General features: G+C 67.5%; 12 protein-coding genes. 6 read left to right on the top strand and 6 right to left on the bottom strand.

The annotated features are described in order from the left end of the window. Positions 1 to 30 precede the first annotated feature (30 nt). Both FHT19_RS00315 and FHT19_RS00310 read right to left on the bottom strand, forming a co-directional pair. On the bottom strand, positions 31 to 2,022 hold the full coding sequence (locus FHT19_RS00315; protein WP_169473235.1) for an SPFH domain-containing protein: 1,992 nt from the start codon (positions 2,020 to 2,022) through the stop codon (positions 31 to 33). A gap of 346 nt (positions 2,023 to 2,368) precedes the next feature. Then, the gene (locus FHT19_RS00310) at positions 2,369 to 2,992 is read right to left on the bottom strand and encodes a hypothetical protein (RefSeq protein ID WP_169473233.1); all 624 of its coding nucleotides are present in this window, start codon (positions 2,990 to 2,992) and stop codon (positions 2,369 to 2,371) included. Positions 2,993 to 3,158: 166 nt separating this feature from the next. On the opposite strand from FHT19_RS00310, the gene FHT19_RS00305 reads away from it, so the two are divergent. Then, positions 3,159 to 6,509: a DUF3857 domain-containing protein gene (locus tag FHT19_RS00305; protein WP_248290209.1), complete on the top strand. Its 3,351-nt coding sequence runs from the start codon at positions 3,159 to 3,161 to the stop codon at positions 6,507 to 6,509. A 4-nt stretch (positions 6,510 to 6,513) separates the two neighbouring features. Here FHT19_RS00305 and FHT19_RS00300 read toward each other — a convergent pair whose 3' ends face one another. Beyond that, positions 6,514 to 7,056, bottom strand: coding sequence for a pseudouridine synthase (locus tag FHT19_RS00300; protein WP_169473232.1), 543 nt, complete (start codon positions 7,054 to 7,056; stop codon positions 6,514 to 6,516). Between the two features lie 6 nt (positions 7,057 to 7,062). Continuing rightward, complete coding sequence (locus FHT19_RS00295) at positions 7,063 to 8,244, bottom strand: cupin domain-containing protein (RefSeq protein ID WP_169473230.1); 1,182 nt, start codon at positions 8,242 to 8,244, stop codon at positions 7,063 to 7,065. Positions 8,245 to 8,344: 100 nt separating this feature from the next. Here FHT19_RS00295 and FHT19_RS00290 point away from each other — a divergent pair, with 100 nt between their 5' ends. The 5 genes from FHT19_RS00290 (at position 8,345) to FHT19_RS00270 (ending at position 14,771) form a co-directional block, all read left to right on the top strand. Continuing rightward, entirely contained in the window at positions 8,345 to 9,031 is a 687-nt protein-coding gene (locus tag FHT19_RS00290; protein ID WP_169473228.1) for an XRE family transcriptional regulator, read from the top strand. Positions 9,032 to 9,094: 63 nt separating this feature from the next. After that, the gene (locus tag FHT19_RS00285; protein ID WP_248290208.1) at positions 9,095 to 9,721 is read left to right on the top strand and encodes a sigma-70 family RNA polymerase sigma factor; all 627 of its coding nucleotides are present in this window, start codon (positions 9,095 to 9,097) and stop codon (positions 9,719 to 9,721) included. Continuing rightward, entirely contained in the window at positions 9,690 to 10,655 is a 966-nt protein-coding gene (locus tag FHT19_RS00280; RefSeq protein ID WP_169473226.1) for a FecR domain-containing protein, read from the top strand. Before FHT19_RS00285 ends, FHT19_RS00280 begins: the two co-directional genes overlap by 32 nt. A gap of 97 nt (positions 10,656 to 10,752) precedes the next feature. Then, positions 10,753 to 13,569 carry a TonB-dependent receptor gene (locus tag FHT19_RS00275; RefSeq protein WP_248290207.1) on the top strand — a complete coding sequence of 939 codons (2,817 nt, stop codon included), beginning with the start codon at positions 10,753 to 10,755 and terminating at the stop codon, positions 13,567 to 13,569. Then, positions 13,569 to 14,771: a histidine-type phosphatase gene (locus FHT19_RS00270; RefSeq protein ID WP_169473224.1), complete on the top strand. Its 1,203-nt coding sequence runs from the start codon at positions 13,569 to 13,571 to the stop codon at positions 14,769 to 14,771. Before FHT19_RS00275 ends, FHT19_RS00270 begins: the two co-directional genes overlap by 1 nt. A 64-nt stretch (positions 14,772 to 14,835) precedes the next feature. Here the strand turns inward: FHT19_RS00270 and FHT19_RS00265 are convergent, their stop codons facing one another. After that, positions 14,836 to 15,714: a TorF family putative porin gene (locus FHT19_RS00265; protein WP_168553811.1), complete on the bottom strand. Its 879-nt coding sequence runs from the start codon at positions 15,712 to 15,714 to the stop codon at positions 14,836 to 14,838. A 248-nt stretch (positions 15,715 to 15,962) separates the two neighbouring features. Further along, positions 15,963 to 16,859, bottom strand: a complete 897-nt coding sequence (locus FHT19_RS00260; RefSeq protein WP_169473222.1) for a pirin family protein — start codon at positions 16,857 to 16,859, stop codon at positions 15,963 to 15,965. Between the last annotated feature and the right edge of the window lie 16 nt (positions 16,860 to 16,875).

Below are 16,875 nucleotides of genomic sequence, written 5' to 3'. Positions count from 1 at the left end.
TTTTTGTCGGAACAGGGCCGCAGGCTTTGGTCAATGGGTCTGCGCGGGTTCTGCGGTGGCTTGCTCGGCCAGCAGGTCCTGGCCTTTTTCTCCCAGCATCATGCCGATCAGCGCCGCCAAAGGACCGCCACCGGCGGCACCATCGCTGCCAGTGCTGATCTGGATGCGGGGCACGATGTCCACGCCCGACTTTTCCAGCGCCTCGGCCAGGCGTTCCACGATCTGGCGGGTCAGCTGGTTGTGCGCCCCGCCCGAGGCTTCCACCTGCTTGGCGATGGTTTCGGCCGTGGCCAGGCCGGTCTTGGTGATGCGCTCAGCGTCAGCGGCGGCAAGGGCGATCATCTTGGCCGCCTCGCCCTCGCCGATCAGGCGCACGCGTTCGCCTTCGGCCTTGGCCAGGGTGCGGGTCTGCTCGGCCTGTTGCGTGGCCTGGCGCAGGGCCGCCTTGCCTTCGTTTTCGCGCACGATGATCGAGAGTTCGGACTGGGTGATCGCGGTCTGCTGGTTGGCGCGTGCCTCAGCCTCGCGCAGGGCCTTTTCGCCTTCGGCGGCGATGCGCTGCTTTTCATACGTGGTTACGCGTTCCTCGGCCACCTGGCGTTCGCGCAGCTGTTGCAGCACTTTCTCGATCTGGTCGTTGCCGGCGCTGGCGCGCGGGGTGCCGATCAGCACTTCCTGCATTTCCAGGTTATAGGTGGCAAACTTGGTGCGCATTTCCGCGCCAGCCTGTTCCTGGATGTCGCTGCGTTCCTGCAGCAGTTCGATCAGCGTCTTCTTCTGGGCGATGTTCTTGAAATAGGCCGAAACCATCGGATCGAGCGTCTGTTCGACCAGTTTCTTGATATCGCCAAAGCGCTGCACCACCAGCGGCGCCTTGCGATAATCGATGTGCACCACCACCGAAAGCGGCAGAGTGGGTTCGAACGCATCGCGCGTGATCAGCGAGACTTCGGACAGGTTTTCATCGAACTTGTGCTGGCCGATCGTGTCGCTTTCCCACTTCAGGATGAAGTTGGTGGTGGGCACGATCAGGATTTTGCCGGCATAGGTATTGAACGCATATTTGCCCGGCAGCAGCGGCTCGCTCCACACCCCGCGCGATCCACGCGCGACGAGTTCGCCGTGGCGATAGTCGTCACCCGAGGTGTCAGCCGTGTCGTTGCCGGTATAGCTGATCACCACGCCGACATGGCCCACCTCGATCACCGTCTTGGCCACCATTTCCACCGTGGCGAACAGGCGGTTGATGTAATAGCTGCCTTCCACCAGCACTTGCAGCTGGCGCCCGCGCCGGCCGCCAGCGGCAATGAACTTTTCCGGGTCCTGGAACGAGTTGTGGAACGTGGCGGCATCGGATTGTTCGGTGCCCACTTCGGGCGCGATGATGTGATCGGCGTTGAGCGCTGGGCCATCGTGCACGGTGACGATGCCGATCTGGTCTGACGAATCCTTGATCACCACGGCTTCAAAGCCGTTGCGCCCGGCAATCAGCGCCTGCATCTGATCGAACAGGTCGCCATCGTTGGCGCTGAGCATCAGGCCATAGATGCGATCGCGCGTGACGATCACGAACTGCGCGGAATTGATCGCATACGTGCCTTCGCGCAGGATCGTGCGTTGCGGACCCTTTTGCCCGCCGCCCGACAGAAACGCGCGCACATCGAGGAAATCGGCGGTGCGGGCATTGCTCGCCAGGGTCTGCGTCGGGCCAAGCGGCGCACCGTCGCGGGCAAAGACATAGCCGATCTGGCCCTGGGGAATGGTCACCAGCGGCTGGCTGTGGATGCGATACTGGAACGGGAAGAAGAAGTGATAGCCGCCGCGCAGCACATCGGGCTGGAACCCGGCTTCGCCGCGCAGCGCAATCAGGCCATCGGTGATCGAACCGGCGCCGCTCCACAGCTTTTCAACCACCGCAACGCGGTTGTTGCCGACATAGCGCACGCAGCGCGAGGCCACGAACAGCACGAAGACGAACGCGACGAGCACGGCACCGCTGCCGAGCATGATGGAATCTGGCATGAAGGACATCCTGTGGTGTCTGGAAAATCAGGGGCACACGGCACCCCATCGCGCGCGGCGTGCAGCGGCAAAGGCCGCATGACACCGCGCCGATTGGCGGGGAATACCGGTAAGGGGGTGCGGAGCGCGCACGCGGCGCGGCTCTCGCCAGGCGCAGTTCAGCTCTTAAGGACGCAAGGCGCCCGGGCTTTCAAACTTGTGCTTGGCGGAAGTTGGCCGAACGATCGTCCAGGCCGAAGGGAAGAAGTGCACACCCATGGGTGCTGTTGCCCTGATAAAAGCCGCGAAATGCGACCGGCATCTCTTCTATGCCTGTTTCAAGTTGAAATCCACAAGAATCGCAATGTCACAAAGTATCCTGCCTGTCGTGATCGGCCCGGTACTTGAGATCGATGTAGCGCGCCATGACCAGCGCTTGATCCTGCGCTTGGCCCACTTGCGCGCGCACCTGCGCGTCAAGCGCATCGGCCAAGGTGGCAAGCGCCTGTGCGGTGTGGCGCTGCAAGGCCGCATCGGGTGCGGGCGCTGCGCTGCTGGCAGCCAGCAGCCGCACGATGTCGGCCGCGATCGGGCCGTTGCCGGCCTGCGCCGCCAGCGCGGCAATGCGATCGAGCTGGGCATCGGCATCCGCGCCAAAGCGGCCGCGCGCCGCTGCCATGGTGGCGTAGAGATCGGGCGCATCGGACCGGGCCTTGGCCCTGCCCCGCCGGTCGGTCAGCGCGGCAAGGCCGCTGGCCACCACTGCCCCGCCGCCATAGGCCGCCAGGAACCAGCCGCCCAGGCCCAGCGCATGCGGCAGCCACGCCGCCCAAGTGCCCGGCGCATGGCCCAGCGCCGCATCGGCCACCAGCACCAGGCCATAACTGGGCGCCAGGAAATGCAGCGCGATGCCCGCCACCAGCCGGCCCCGGCCGATCGGCCGACCGACAGGCCGGCCACCTGGGCGGGCGGGAAGATGAGAGACGGCCATGCCGGAAAATTCCTTGTCGCGCGCACCGGGCGCTGGTCCATTGCTGCCCGATTTGCCGCGAAACTTGAAGCAATTTTGAGGGCTTGCCCTGCTGGACGGCGGCTTGGCCAGGCGATACGCTTGGGCACAGGGGCAAGGGACCGCCCCTGTTCTTCCGGGGGGTTGCTTGGGCGTTTTCAACAAGGCTGCGGCACTGGCCGCGGTTTCTGCACTGCCGCTGGCGGCGCTGCTGCCGGTGGCGATTGCGCCCGCACGCGCCGCGCCCGTGGCCGAGCATGGCACGCCCCCTGCGCGCGACACGCTGGCCCGCCCGGCGATTGCCCCACCCGAACCATGGGTGCTGCCTCCCGGTGCCGCGCCAGAACCAAGCGCCGCCCAAGGTGCCGGTACGGTCGACCTGTTGATGGACGAGCAGGCCCGCCTGATCGAAGGCGGCACCAGCACCTATCGCGCCAACCGCTTTCGCATCGCCACGGCGCAAGGGCTGGACAATGCCGCCCTGCAACTGAGCTGGGACCCCAGCCTGGAGACGCTGACCCTGCACCGCTATCGCATCCTGCGCGGCGACAGCGTGATCGACTTGCTGGGCGATGGCAGCCCGCTGTCGGTGGTGCGGCGGGAAAAGAACCTGGAAGACGCGATGCTGGACGGCAAGCTGACCGCCTCGCTCCAGCCCGACGACTTGCGCGTGGGCGACGTGATCGACATTGCCTATACCCTCACGCGGCGCGATCCGGCGATCGGCGGGCGCGCGCAACTGGTGCTGGGGCCGCCCGATGGCTTTCCCCTGGGGCACTATCGCCTGCGCGTGACCTGGCCGGCTTCGCGGGCCGTGCAGTGGCGTGCCTGGCCCGGCATGGTCCAGCCCAAGCTCACCCGCCAGGGCGACACGATGGAACTGCTGGCCGAAAAGACCGATTTCGTCACCCAGCGCGCGCCCACCGGGGCGCCGGCGCGCTTTGGCCTGGTCAACCTAGTGGAGCTGACCGAATTTGCCGATTGGCCCAGCGTTTCGCGCACCGGCCATGCCCTGTTCGACACGGCCGAGGCGCTGAAGGCCGACAGCCCGCTCAAGGCCGAGATCGCGCGGATCGCCGCTGCCACGCCCGATCCGGTGCGCCGCGCCGAACTGGCGCTGATCCTGGTGCAGGAACAGGTGCGCTATCTGTTCATCGGCATGAACGATGGCGGCTTTGTCCCCGCACCGGCCGACCTGACGTGGCAGCGCCGCTTTGGCGATTGCAAGGGCAAGACGGCGCTGCTGGTGGCGCTGCTCAAGGGCCTGGGGGTGGATGCGCGGCCGGTCTATGTCGATACCGAGAGCGGCGATGCGGTGCCAGCGCGGCTGCCGGCGATGAGCCTGTTCGATCACGTGCTGGTGGAAGCGCGGATCGGCGGGCGCAGCTATTGGCTGGACGGCACGCGCCAGGGCGATACCCGGCTCGATCGGCTGGAAGTGCCCGATTATCACGCCGGCCTGCCGGTCACGGCGCAGGGCAGCACGCTGCTGGCGCTGGCCCCCACGCTGCCCACCGCGCCAACGGTACTGACCACGCTGGACCTGGATGCCAGCGCCGGGGTGGAAGTGCCTGCCCCTGCCAAGGCGGAAATGCGCGGGCGCGGCGAGACGGCGGCGCGCTGGCGCATGAAATATGCCGGCCTTGCCCCGGCTGAGCGCGAACGCCAGCTGCGCAAGCTGTGGCGCGATGTCTATGATTTCATCACCCCGCAGACCGTTTCCGCCGGCCTGGAAGAAGCCACCGGCGACTATGTGCTGACCATGACCGGCAGCGCCAAGATGGAATGGGTATCGAGCGGAACGACCCGCTGGTACGAGTTGGACCGTGCCCGCGTGGGGTGGAAACCCGACATCGAGCGCGATGGCACGCTTTTGGCCGATGCGCCGTTTGCGTTCGACTATCCCGATTGGTGGGCCAACCGCGAAACCGTGCACCTGCCGCGCGGCGGCAAGGACTTTGCCTTGCAGGCCAGCGACGTGGACGAGACGGTGGGCGGGCTTTACACGTTTCACCGCAAGGTGGCGCTCAAGGGCGACACGGTGACGATGGAGAACGACACCCGCGCGCTGAAAGGCGAATTGCCCGCCGCCGATGCGCCCAAAGTGCGCGATCGCATGGCCGAGCTGGGCAACCACGGGCAGTTCATCCGCCTGCCCACGTCCTATGAAGCGACCGATGCCGATATGGCCGCGCTGGCCGACGACAAGCCGGCGCTCGCGCATGCCTGGCTGATGCGCGGCGCGGTGGCGTTCGACAAGGGCGACATGGCCGGCGCCATTCCGTCGCTCAAGGCCGCGCTGGCGGCGGACGACAAGCAGCTTTACGCCCGCAGCCTGCTGGCCTTTGCCTATGCCGCCAAGCGCGATCCGCAGGCCCTGGCCGAGGCAGACGCCGCGCTGGCCGCCGATGACAAGCAGGACATGGCCTGGGCCGCAAAGGGGCTGGTGGCCTTGCAGAACAACCGCATGGGCGACGCGGTTGGTGCGTTCGACCGCGCCATCGCGCTGGACAACCGCAACCCGCGCAGCCTGGCCGGCCGGGCCAGCGCGCATCTGGCGCTGGGCCATTACGCCCCTGCGCTGACCGATGCCGACGCGGCCCTGGCACTCGAACCAAGCATGCCTTTGCAACCGTTGCGCGCGGTTGCTCTGTCCATGCTGGGCCGCAACGCCGAAGCGCTGACCACGGCGGACAATGTCTTGGCCGTCAACCCCGATGACCGCATGATGCGCGGCATGCGCGCCCAGATACGCAAGGATGAAGGCGACACGACCAGCGCGCTCGCCGATGCCGATTGGCTGGTGGCTCATGACGGCAAGGCCAGGGATTACGTCAGCCGCGCGCAGCTTCGCCCCGCAGAGGGCCGCGCCGCGCGCCTGGCCGACCTGGACAAGGCCTTGCAGATCGATCCCGACCATGTCGACGCGCTGATCCTGCGCGCGCGGATCAACCGCGATGCCGGGAATGGCGCGGCGGCCGATGCCGACCTGGCGCGGGCGGCGAAACTGGCGCCGGCTTCGCTGCCCTTGGCCTCTGCGCGGATGGACGCCCTGGCCGATCAGGGGCAGATCGACAATGCCCTGCGCCTTGCCAGCCAGGTGCAAGCCACGCATGCCAAGGATCCTGAGGCCTATAACCTGGTGTGCTGGTTCAAGGCGACGCATGGCGCCGCGCTCGACACGGCTGGCGCGGATTGCGACACGGCCGTGCGCCTGGCTCCTGCCCGGCCCGACTTTCTTGACAGCAGGGGCTTCCTGCATCTGCGCCAGGGCGATGCCAAGGCGGCGATTGCCGATTACGATGCCGCGCTGCGCGTTTCGCCCAACCTGATCGCCTCGCTTTATGGCCGGGGCCTGGCCTATGCCCGGCTGGGCGAGCGTGACCGCGCACTGGCCGATCTTTCCCGCGCGCGCAGCCTTTCGCCAGGCGTGGACAAGACCTGGGCCGGCTATGGCCTGACACCGCCGGCCGGGTTTGGCCCAAGTCCGGCCCCTTGATCGCTCAGCCGATCTGCTTCCATTCGCCCGGCGCCAGGCCATCGAGGGTCCAGTCGCCGATGGCCCAGCGCACCAGGCGCAGCGTGGGGTGGCCGACGGCGGCGGTCATCCGCCGCACCTGGCGGTTGCGGCCTTCGCGCAAGGTCACTTCGATCCAGCAATCGGGCACGCTCTTGCGAAAGCGCACCGGGGGCACGCGCGGCCACAGGTCTGGCGGATCGATGCGGCGCGCGCCGGCGGGCAGCGTCATCCCGTCCTTCAGCCGCACCCCGCGTTGCAGCGCGGTGAGCGCGGCCTCGTCCGGCTCGCCCTCCACCTGCACCAGATAGGTCTTGGCGGCCTTGAACCGGGGATCGGCAATCCGCGCCTGGAGCCGGCCATCGTCGGTCAGCAGCAACAGCCCCTCGCTATCGAGATCGAGCCGCCCGGCAGGATAGACGCCGGGCATCGCGATGTGATCGGCCAGCGTGGGGCGCGCCGGGCCGGTGGGCTCGGCCGAGAACTGGCACAGCACGCCATAGGGCTTGTTGAACGCGATCAGCGCCATGGCCGGTCAATCCGCCCAATCATCATCGTCATCGTCGCCATGATCGAGGACCAGCGTGCCCTGGTTGATCAGCGCGGTAACCAGCGCCGCCGTGCCCGGTGCCCCGGCGAGCGCGGGATCGAGCAGCACCAGCGCGCCGCCGCACAGGGCCTCTGCCAGGGCAGGCTGCACGCCCGCGTGGCACTGGCCATCGGCAAAGAGCAGCGCCGCCGCGCCATCGCGGATGAACGCCAGGCGGTGGGCGGGATTGCGCCGCAACGCCCCGCCTTGCGCCAGGTGCGCGGCCACTTCGGCGGGATCGGCCGGTTCCTCGGGCCGCCAGTCGGTTTCGGGATACTTGGCCTGCGTGTTCATCTGCCCGAACCAGCGGGCAAAGGCAGCACGGTCGGCCAGCGCCTCCAGCGCCATGGCGTGCAGCCGGTCGAGCGCGGCCGGGGTGATCTCGCCGGGATGGTCCTGCAAGGGCAGATCGGGATCGGCATAGCGATCGGCGGCGGCATCGGGCATCTCTTCCAGCGCATCGGCCACGTGGGCGCCCCAGCCTTCCACCAGTTCGCCACGCGCCGGCGCGCGAAAGCCGATGGAATAAGTCATGCAATCATCGCCCAGCGCCACGCCATCGTGGGCAAAGCCGGGCGGCACATAGAGAATATCGCCCGGTTCCAGCACCCATTCCCCCGTGGCGGCAAAATCGGCGATCAGCGCCAGATCGGCATGGGGCTGGCGCGGCGTGGCGGCATTGCAGCGCGGCCCCACGCGCCATTTGCGGCGGCCCAGCCCCTGGATCAGGAACACGTCATACTGGTCATAGTGCGGGCCAACCCCGGCGCCGTCGGTGGCATAGCTGATCATCACATCGTCGATCCGCCAATCGGGCACGAAGCGGAACGGTTCGATCAGCGCCGCGACATCGGGCACATGCTGATCCACCGCCTGGACCAGCAGCGTCCAGGGATCGGCGCCCAGGCTGGCAAAGCGGTCTTCGGCCAACGGCCCGTGTTCCAGCGTCAGCCCGGCCGGCCCGCGCACGATCAGGCGCGATTCCACCCCCGCCTCGCACGCCAGGCCGGCCAGTTCATCGGGTTCGAGCGGATTGGCCCAATCACCCCACGGATTGCGGATCAGCAGCGGCTGTTTCTGCCAGGCCGTGGCCAGGAACCGGGCGATGTCGAAGTGGGCAAGATGCATGGACGCGCTCATGCGCCGGGCCAGTGGTCTTTGTCAAAAGACCATGGGGTTGCCTTGAATTTGCCGCGCCCTCGTTCCATGCAGGGCGCCAGGAGAAGATATGCCCAAACGCGCCAAGAAAGACGACAAGCCCGACGCCGAAACCGAAGTGGCCGATGGGCTGATCGACGGTTTCACCACGCTTTCGGGCGCGCCCAGCAACGATCCGCGTGCGCTGGAAAAGGCGCTGGGCCTGCGCGTGCGGCAATTGCGCCGCCAGCAGGACCTGTCGGTGGCGGACTTGGCCGCGGCCGCCGGGCTTTCCACCGGCATGCTCTCCAAGATCGAGAACGGGCAGATTTCCGCCTCGCTCACCTCGATCCAGTCGCTCGCCCATGCGCTCAGCGTGCCGATCTCGTCGCTGTTCGCGCTGGCCGAAGAGCGGCACGACGTGTCGTTCGTGGCGGCGAGCCAGGGCGTGAAGATCGAGCGGCGGGGGACCAAATCGGGCCACGTCTATCAATTGCTGGGCCATCTGCGCGCGGGCGACGTGGCGGTGGAGCCCTATCTGATCACCCTGTCGGACGGGGCCAGCCCGTATACCAGCTTTTCCCACGCCGGGACCGAGTTGATCCACATGCTGGAAGGCAACCTGGTCTATCGCCACGGCGACCGGCGGTTCGAGCTGGCGCCGGGCGACACCCTGCTGTTCGACAGCCAGGCCCAGCACGGGCCCGAGACGATGGGGCCGGGCACGCTGCGCTATCTTTCGATCATCGTCTATCCGCGCGGGAACGGGGCGGCGTGATGCGCCTGTCATGAAAACGTCTTGATGGGGTTATAGCGCCCCGGCACGGAAGGAACGCCCCCCGTGCCAGCCCAATCTGTATCCCATCCCAGCGCTGCGGCCAGAGCCGCGCTGACCCCGCCGACAGTTGTCGCCTGGGTGGCGCGGCACGTGGTGCCGGCAGAGCCACGGGTGCGGGCAGCATTGCTGCGCGCCGGCGTCAGCCCGGCCGACGCGGACGATCTTGTCCAGGAAGCCTATTGCCGCTTTGCCGCAATGGCCGACGTGACCCACATTGCCGAGCCTGGCGCCTATTTCATGACCATGGTCAAGAACCTGCGGCGCGATGCCTTGCGCCGCGCGGCGGTGGTAAAATTCGAAGACATTACGGAAAATGCCGCGCTGTTCGTCACCGAAGAAGCACTGGGGCTGGAAGCCGTGGTGGCGGCGCGGATGCAATTGCGGCTGGTCGAGCGACTGCTGGCCACCCTGCCCGAGCGCTGTGCCACGATTTTCCGGTTGAAGCGGATCGAAGGTCTGCCGCAAAAGGCCATCGCCGCACGCCTGGGCGTCAGCGAAAGCATCGTGGAAAACGATGTGCAAAAGGGACTGAAGGCCATTCAACGGGCCATCGGCAACCGCGAAGGCACTGGGCCTGAAGGCAAGGAATGGACGGGAATTGATCAAGGGCGGGCCAGAACAACCGGTTGAAGACGGCACCGCCCATTGGGCGGCCCACTGGGCTGCCCGCATCGATGCAGAGCCCGACAGCGCACACGACCCTGACCTGGCCGCCTGGCTGGACGCCGATCCGCGCCACGCCGGCGCCTTGCTGCGCGCGCGGGCCGTGCTGGCGATGTTTGCCCCCGATGCGCAAGCCGCGCCGGCCGAGCCGGTGCCGCTGGAAAGCCCGCCACCCCCGCGCCGCCACCCCCGCATTGCCATGCTGGCCGGGCTGGGCGCGGTGGCAGCCGCGCTGGCGCTGGCGCTGCTGCCGCGCGGGGGCATAGCCGTGGCCACCGGCACGGGCGAAGTACGGCGGCTGGGCCTGGCCGATGGATCGTCTCTGGCCATCGACGCGCGATCGCGGCTGACGGTCGACGTGGTGCGTGGCGGCCGGCGGCAGGTGGCCATGGCGGGCGGCCGCGCGCTGTTTCGCGTGACGCACGATGCCGCCCATCCGTTTCAGGTGGTGGCCGGCGGCGTGACCATCACCGACGTGGGCACCGTGTTCGAAGTGACGCAGGACGAAGATGCCGGGACGGTGGACGTGATCGTCAGCGAAGGCGCAGTGCGCGTGGCAACGCCGCTGGGCACGCGCCTGTTGGTGGCCGGGCAGCGCGGCCGCTTTGCGGCCAGCGCGCCGCCCCCGCCGGCCCAGGCCGTGGACGCCGCCACCCTTGCCCGCACCGCCGGCTGGACGGAAGGCCGGCTGGACCTGAACGGGGAAGCCCTGCGAGAAGCGGTGGCGGAGATGAACCGGCACAACCAGTTGCAGATCGCGCTGGGCACGCCCGCCTTGGGGGCAGAACCGCTCTATGGCGCGTTTCGCCTCAACGATCCCGTGGCCTTTGCCCAGGCGGTGGCCGCAAGCGTGGGTGGCCGGGCGCGGCTGACGACCGATGGCCTGGTGATCGAGCGCTGAACCACATTTTTTGCGAGCGCCCTTAAGGAAACCGACCCGGCCCTTCGTCACGCCAGTGTCCCTGCCCTGAGCGGGATCGTATGAGGGGTTTTCCACGATGTCTGCGCCGTTTCGCTCCGTTTCGACGCTCGCCCTGGCCGTGGCCGGGCTTTCCGCCATTTCCGCCGCAGCCCAAGGCATGCCGCTGCCGGCGGCCACCATGCCGGCCGTGACCGTGCATGTTCCCGCCCAGGGCGTGGCCGACGCCGTGCACCTGTTTGCCGCCCAGGCCCATGTCCAGATCGTGGTGGCCGGGACGGTCGCCCAGGGGCACCGCAGCGTGGCCGTGGACGGCACGATGGACGTGCCCACTGCCCTTGCCCGCATGCTGGGCCGCACCGGCCTGGTCGCCCGGCGCACTGGCGAAGGGGTGTTCGTGATCGTCGCCGAAAAAGGGGCCCTTATCCCCGCGGCCGCCGATGCCGCGATCGCGCCGGGCGCAGCCGAAGGTGAGCCCGAAGGCTCCATCATCGTGACCGGCGTGCGCGCCGCCCAGGAAGAAGCGGCCGCCGAAAAGCAGGGCGCGCTCAACACCACCGAAACGCTGCGCGCGAACGACGTGGGCAAGCTGCCCGACCAGAACGTGGCCGAAGCGATCAAGCGCCTGCCCGGCCTGTCTGTTGCCAACGACCAGGGCGAAGGCCGCTATGCGATCGTGCGCGGCATCGATCCGGGCCTGCTCAACGTGACGCTCAACGGCCAGACCCTGCCCGCGCCCGAGCCCGATGGTCGCCAGGTCAAGCTGGACGACCTGCCCTCGGCGATGATCCAGGCGGTGACTGTCACCAAGTCGGTGCTACCCAACCAGGATGCCAATGCCATTGCCGGCGAAGTGGCCATCCGCACGCGCACCGCGTTCGACAGCAAGGCCCCTTTCACGTTCGACGCGCGCGGCGCGCTGGGCCGCTATAGCCTCAATCACAAGACGGCCTGGGAAGCCGACGGCACCGTGGGCGGCCGCTTTGGCGCCGATGAGCAGTTCGGCGCGGTGGTCTCGGTCAACTATTCGCGCCGCAATATCGAGAGCGAGAACTACCAGGGGTCGAGCGCCTGGTCGGGCGGCCTGCCCGATGGCAATGGCCTGCGTGACTACAACCTGACGCGCACGCGCCTGGGCGTGGTCGGCAATTTCGACTGGCACCCTTCGCCCACGGCCAAGATCTATCTGCGCACCAGCTATAGCGAATACAAGGACAACGAAACCCGCGACCAGAACCGGCTGGCGATCACCAATTCCACCACGATGGCCGCCACGGCCACAGTGCTGGTGCGCCGCCGGATCGAGAACGACAACACGCGCTCGGCCACGCTGGGTGGCGAATTTTCCGAAGTGGCGGGCGGCACCCTGTCGCTTTCGGGCGGGTGGACACGCGCGGTGAAGAATGACCCGCTGCGCAGCGAATTCACCTATTCCACGGCCAAGGGCGGCGTGACCACGGCCTATAACGGCAGCACCTATCCCTATACGCTGGCTGCCACCACCGACGTATTCAACACGCCTTCGGCCTTTACCTTCAGCAAGGTGAATTTCGAAACGCGCCACGCGGCCGAGGAAATCTGGCAGGGGCGGATCGACTATACCCACCCGGTGGGCGAAAGCATGACGCTGGCCGTGGGCGCCAAGCTGCTCTCGCGCGACAAGACCGACGACCACGACCGGCAGGATTACAAGACCACCGGCAAGATCGGCAAGACCGGCGGCGCGCTCAGCGACGTGGACTATACCGGCGACACCAGCTTCATGGGCGGACAGTTTCCGTTCGGCACGCGGATCGACTACAGCGCGGCCAAGGCCTGGTTCGATGCCAATCCCACGCAATATGCGCTGGATAGCAGCGGCACGATTTCCGACAGTCTTTCCAGCGACTATCGCGTGAAGGAAGATATCGTGGCCGGCTATGCCATGGCCACGATCAAGACCGGGGCACTCACCCTGGTGCCGGGCGTGCGCATGGAGCACACGGTGGACAAGGCCTATGCCAAGATCGTCGATGCCACCTCCACGCTGGCCGATGGCTACAACAGCTATGGCCGCAACAGCTATACCGACTTCTTCCCCGGCCTGACCGCGCGCATCGATGCGGCGCGTGGCCTGGTCATCCGCGGCGCGGTGACCACCTCGATCGGGCGGCCCAACTATCCCGATCTCGCGCCCTATGTGATTGCCGATACCAGCGGCACCGTGCCGGCCGTCTCGATCGGCAATGCCGATCTCCAGCCTTATCGCGCGATCAACTATGACGCCGGGGTGGAATTCTATCCGGCGCCCGGCGCGATCCTTTCGGCGGGCTATTTCCACAAGGATATCCACAACCCGATCTACAGCTATGGCCAGACCGAAACCAACGTGACGCTGGGCGGCACGCTCTATGCCAGCGCGCTGGTCACCCAGCCGATCAACGTGGACCGCGAACAGCTTTCGGGCGTGGAATTCAACGTGCAGTACCAGTTCACCCAGTTGCCCGGCTTGCTCGGCGGCTTCGGCATCTCGGCCAACTATACCCACGTGTGGGGCGACGCGCATGGCGGGCAGGTGCGCAGCGGGGCCATTCCGCTGGCCTACCAGTCCAAGAACGTGGGCAACGTCCAGGTGTTCTATGAAAAGTACGGCCTGTCGGCGCGCGTGGCGTTCAACTACCGCTCGTCGTACCTCGATACCCTGGGCGACAGCGCGGCAACCGACCAGTATACCGATGGCAATGGCCAGCTCGACGTGCATGTGGCCTATCAGATCAAGCCGGAGGTGACGGTGTTCGGCGATGCCACCAACCTGACCGATGCGCCCTGGCGCCGTTATCAGGGCGTGAAGAGCCAGTTGATCGAACGCGAGCACTATGGATCGATGGTGCGCGGCGGCGTGCAGGTGCACTTCTGATGCGCGCACGCTGGATGGCAGGGCTTGCCCTGCTCGCGCTGCCGGGTGCAGCCGGCGCGCGCGCGCCGGCGCCCACGCCCGCGCCCACGGTGGAGCAAGTGGTGGTGGTCATGCGCCATGGCGTGCGCCCGCCGACCAAGGACCCGGCCATGCCCGCCGGCTTTGCCAGCCAGGCCTGGCCGGCCTGGCCCGTGGCGCCCGGCTGGCTCACGCCCCACGGTGCCCGCGCCGTGGGCCTGCTGGGCACGGCCGATGCGCGCCAGTTCAAGGCCCAGGGCCTGCTGCCCGCGCGCGGCTGCCCCGCACCGGGGCGCCTGGTGGTGGTGGCCGATAGCGACCAGCGCACGATTGCCACGGCGCAGGCCTGGACGCGCACCCTGGCACCGGGCTGCGCCATAAAGGCGGACCATCTGGCACAGGACGTGGAAGACCCGCGCTTCAACGCGATTGCCCATGGCCTGGCCCCGTTCGATCCAGCCGTAGTGGATGCCGGCGTGGCCCAGGCCGTGGGCCCTGGCGGCCTGGCCGCGCGCGACGCGCAGATGCAGCCGCTGACCGCGCGCCTCAATGCCATTCTGTGCGGCGCGGCCAAGACCGGCTGCGGCGTGGACCACAAGCCCACCAGCATCGCGCCGGCCACGCCGGGGCAAAAGCCCAAGCTGGCCGGCACGCTCGATCGCGCGTCTACTGCTGCGCAGATCCTGTTGCTGGAATATGCCGAGGGCAAGCCGATGCACGATGTGGGCTGGGGCCGGGCCAGCGCGGCTGACGTGACGGCGCTATCGCAATTCCATGCGCTGGAATTCGCGCTGCTGGCGCGCCCGCGTGCGGTGGCAGCGCCCGGTTTTGCCGGGCTGGCGCCGATCGTGCGGAAAGGCCTTACCGGACCGGCGCGGATCACCATGATCGCCGGCCACGATACCAACGTGGCCAACCTGGCCGGGTTGATCGACGCGCACTGGCAGGTGCCGGGCTTTGCCGCCGATGATCCGGCGCCGGGCGGTGCCTTCATTATCGAACGGCTGCGCGGCACCGGCGGCCGGCCCCTGGTGCGCGTGCGCTATCGCGCGCAGACGCTCGACGCGATCCGCACCCTGGCGCCGCGCGCGCCGGTGAGCGTGCCCGTGCCGCTGCCCGCCTGCTCGCTGCCAGGCCAGCCCATGGTTTGCCCGCTGGACAAGTTCCTGGCGCTGCTGGGCTGAACAAAAAGTCCCCCGCCTGGCATGCCGGGCGGGGGACAGTCGTGCGTACCTGGTAGAATTGGCTTTAGAAGTTGACCGTAGCGGTCAGCACCACGCGCGAGGACGAGATCGAGGCGCCGTCCTGCGTCTGGAACTTGGTGAAGTTGGGCCGCAGATAGGCCGCATCGGCATCGCTGATATCGGTATCGACATAGGCGACGCCCAGCACGACCTTGCCCAGCGCCAGGTCTGCACCCACCAGCCAGTCGAAATAGGAACCGGTCGGCGCCACGCTGGTGCCATTGGGGCCAAGGCCGGGATTGCCCTTGGAATAGCCCAGGTGCCCCTTGAGCGTGACCGGCGTGGACGGGATAGCGCCGCTGACATCGCCCCAGACATAGAGGTTGTCGTTCTTGGCGCCGGGGTGATCGGGCGTGCCTTCGACATAGCTGGCACCCGAATCATACCACTGGCCCAGCGCCTGCTGCTTGGGCGCATAGGCCACGCCGGCCAGGGCCGAGACCGGGCCAACGGTGCCCGACAGCTTGACGAAGGGTTCGGCAAAGTCGGTCTTGTTGGCGCCGCCCGGATACATGTACCAGGTCAGACCCACGTCCAGCGTGGCCGCGCCAAAGGTCTTCTTGAACCCGCCGATGGCATCGAGTTCCAGGTTGGGACCACCGAACGTGCCCCAGCCGGCCAGGTTCGAACCCCAGGTGCCGACATAAAAGCCGCTTTCATGGGCGATCGTCACACCGGCCTGAAGCGCAAAGCCATTGTTCGACTGCGATACGCCGCGCAGGCGATAGTCGGTCACCACGGCAGCGCTGCCGGAAATGGTGATGGCCGAAGGCGGCGCGGTGTCTTCCGCCTTGGCGGCGCTCGCCACGGCCATGGAAGCACCGGCCAGCGTGGCGGCCAGGGCAAGTCGGCCGGCCCGGCGGCGTGCAGAGCGTTGAATCATCGGAATCGTCCTTCCCTCACGGTCATCGAAAACGGTTCCGCCTGCGTATCGGCGCCTGCCCGTCTCGGATGATGGCAAGGGAAACCCCGGTCATCTCCGGCAGCAGGTTGCGCCGATGAGACCGGGGTTAGGCTGCGATGCTGTCTGCTCCTTGTCCCGATTGAGACGAAGTATTGCTGTGTTTCTGCTGTGGCTTTGGCGCCACAGTGGTAGGCCTGCGGCACCGGCCGCAAACCCAAAAAGTCCGATCACGCGGGCAGGGGAATGAACTCGTGCTCTTCGGGCACGTGATCGAAGCGGTCTTCCTTCCAGTCCAGCTTGGCCTGCTCCAGCCGATCCGGGCGGGAGGAGACGAAGTTCCAGAAGATGTGGCGCTTTTCGGGAAACGGCTCACCGCCCATCAGCATCACGCGCGCGCCGCCCGTGCTTTCGATCAGCACTTCCGCGCCGGGCTTGAGCACGATCAGTTCGTTGGTGGCGAACTGGCCGGTCTGGCCGCCCACGGCGATTTCGCCGCTCACCACATAGAGCGCGCGCTCCACATGCTCTGCCGCCACGCGATACCGGCCGCCGGGCGCGATCACCAGTTCGGCATAGACCAGGTCCGACAGCGTCTTGACCGGCGAGGCCAGGCCATCGACTTGCCCGGCGATCAGCGTCAGCCGCGTGCCATCGTATTGGCCGGTTGGGATTTCATCGGCCTTGTGATGGGCAAAGGCGGGATCGGTTTCCTCGGCATGGGTGGGCAGCGCGACCCAGGCCTGGAGGCCGAACAGCGGGCCGCCACGGCTGCGCATCTCCGGGCCGGTGCGTTCGGAATGGGTGATGCCGCGCCCGGCGGTCATCCAGTTGACCTCGCCGGGGCGAATCGCCTGGACCGAGCCGAGCGAATCGCGGTGGAGAATTTCGCCTTCCACCAGATAGGTCACCGTGGCGAGGCCGATGTGCGGATGCGGGCGCACGTCCAGCCCTTCCCCGCCGGCAAAGGCAGCCGGGCCCATCTGGTCGAAGAAAATGAACGGCCCCACCATGCGGCGGTGGGCCGAAGGCAGCGCGCGGCGCACCTTGAAGCCTTCGCCCAGATCGCGAACCGGGGGCAAAAGGGCAAATTCGATGCCCGGCACATCGGGGGTGCGGATGGTCATGGGAGAGTTCCTCGTT

The sequence above is a fragment of the Novosphingobium sp. SG919 genome (assembly GCF_012932495.1).
Taxonomy (GTDB): domain Bacteria; phylum Pseudomonadota; class Alphaproteobacteria; order Sphingomonadales; family Sphingomonadaceae; genus Novosphingobium; species Novosphingobium rhizosphaerae.
The sequence above is the reverse complement of the archived record's forward strand: the minus strand, read 5'-3'. Positions and strand labels throughout refer to the sequence as shown.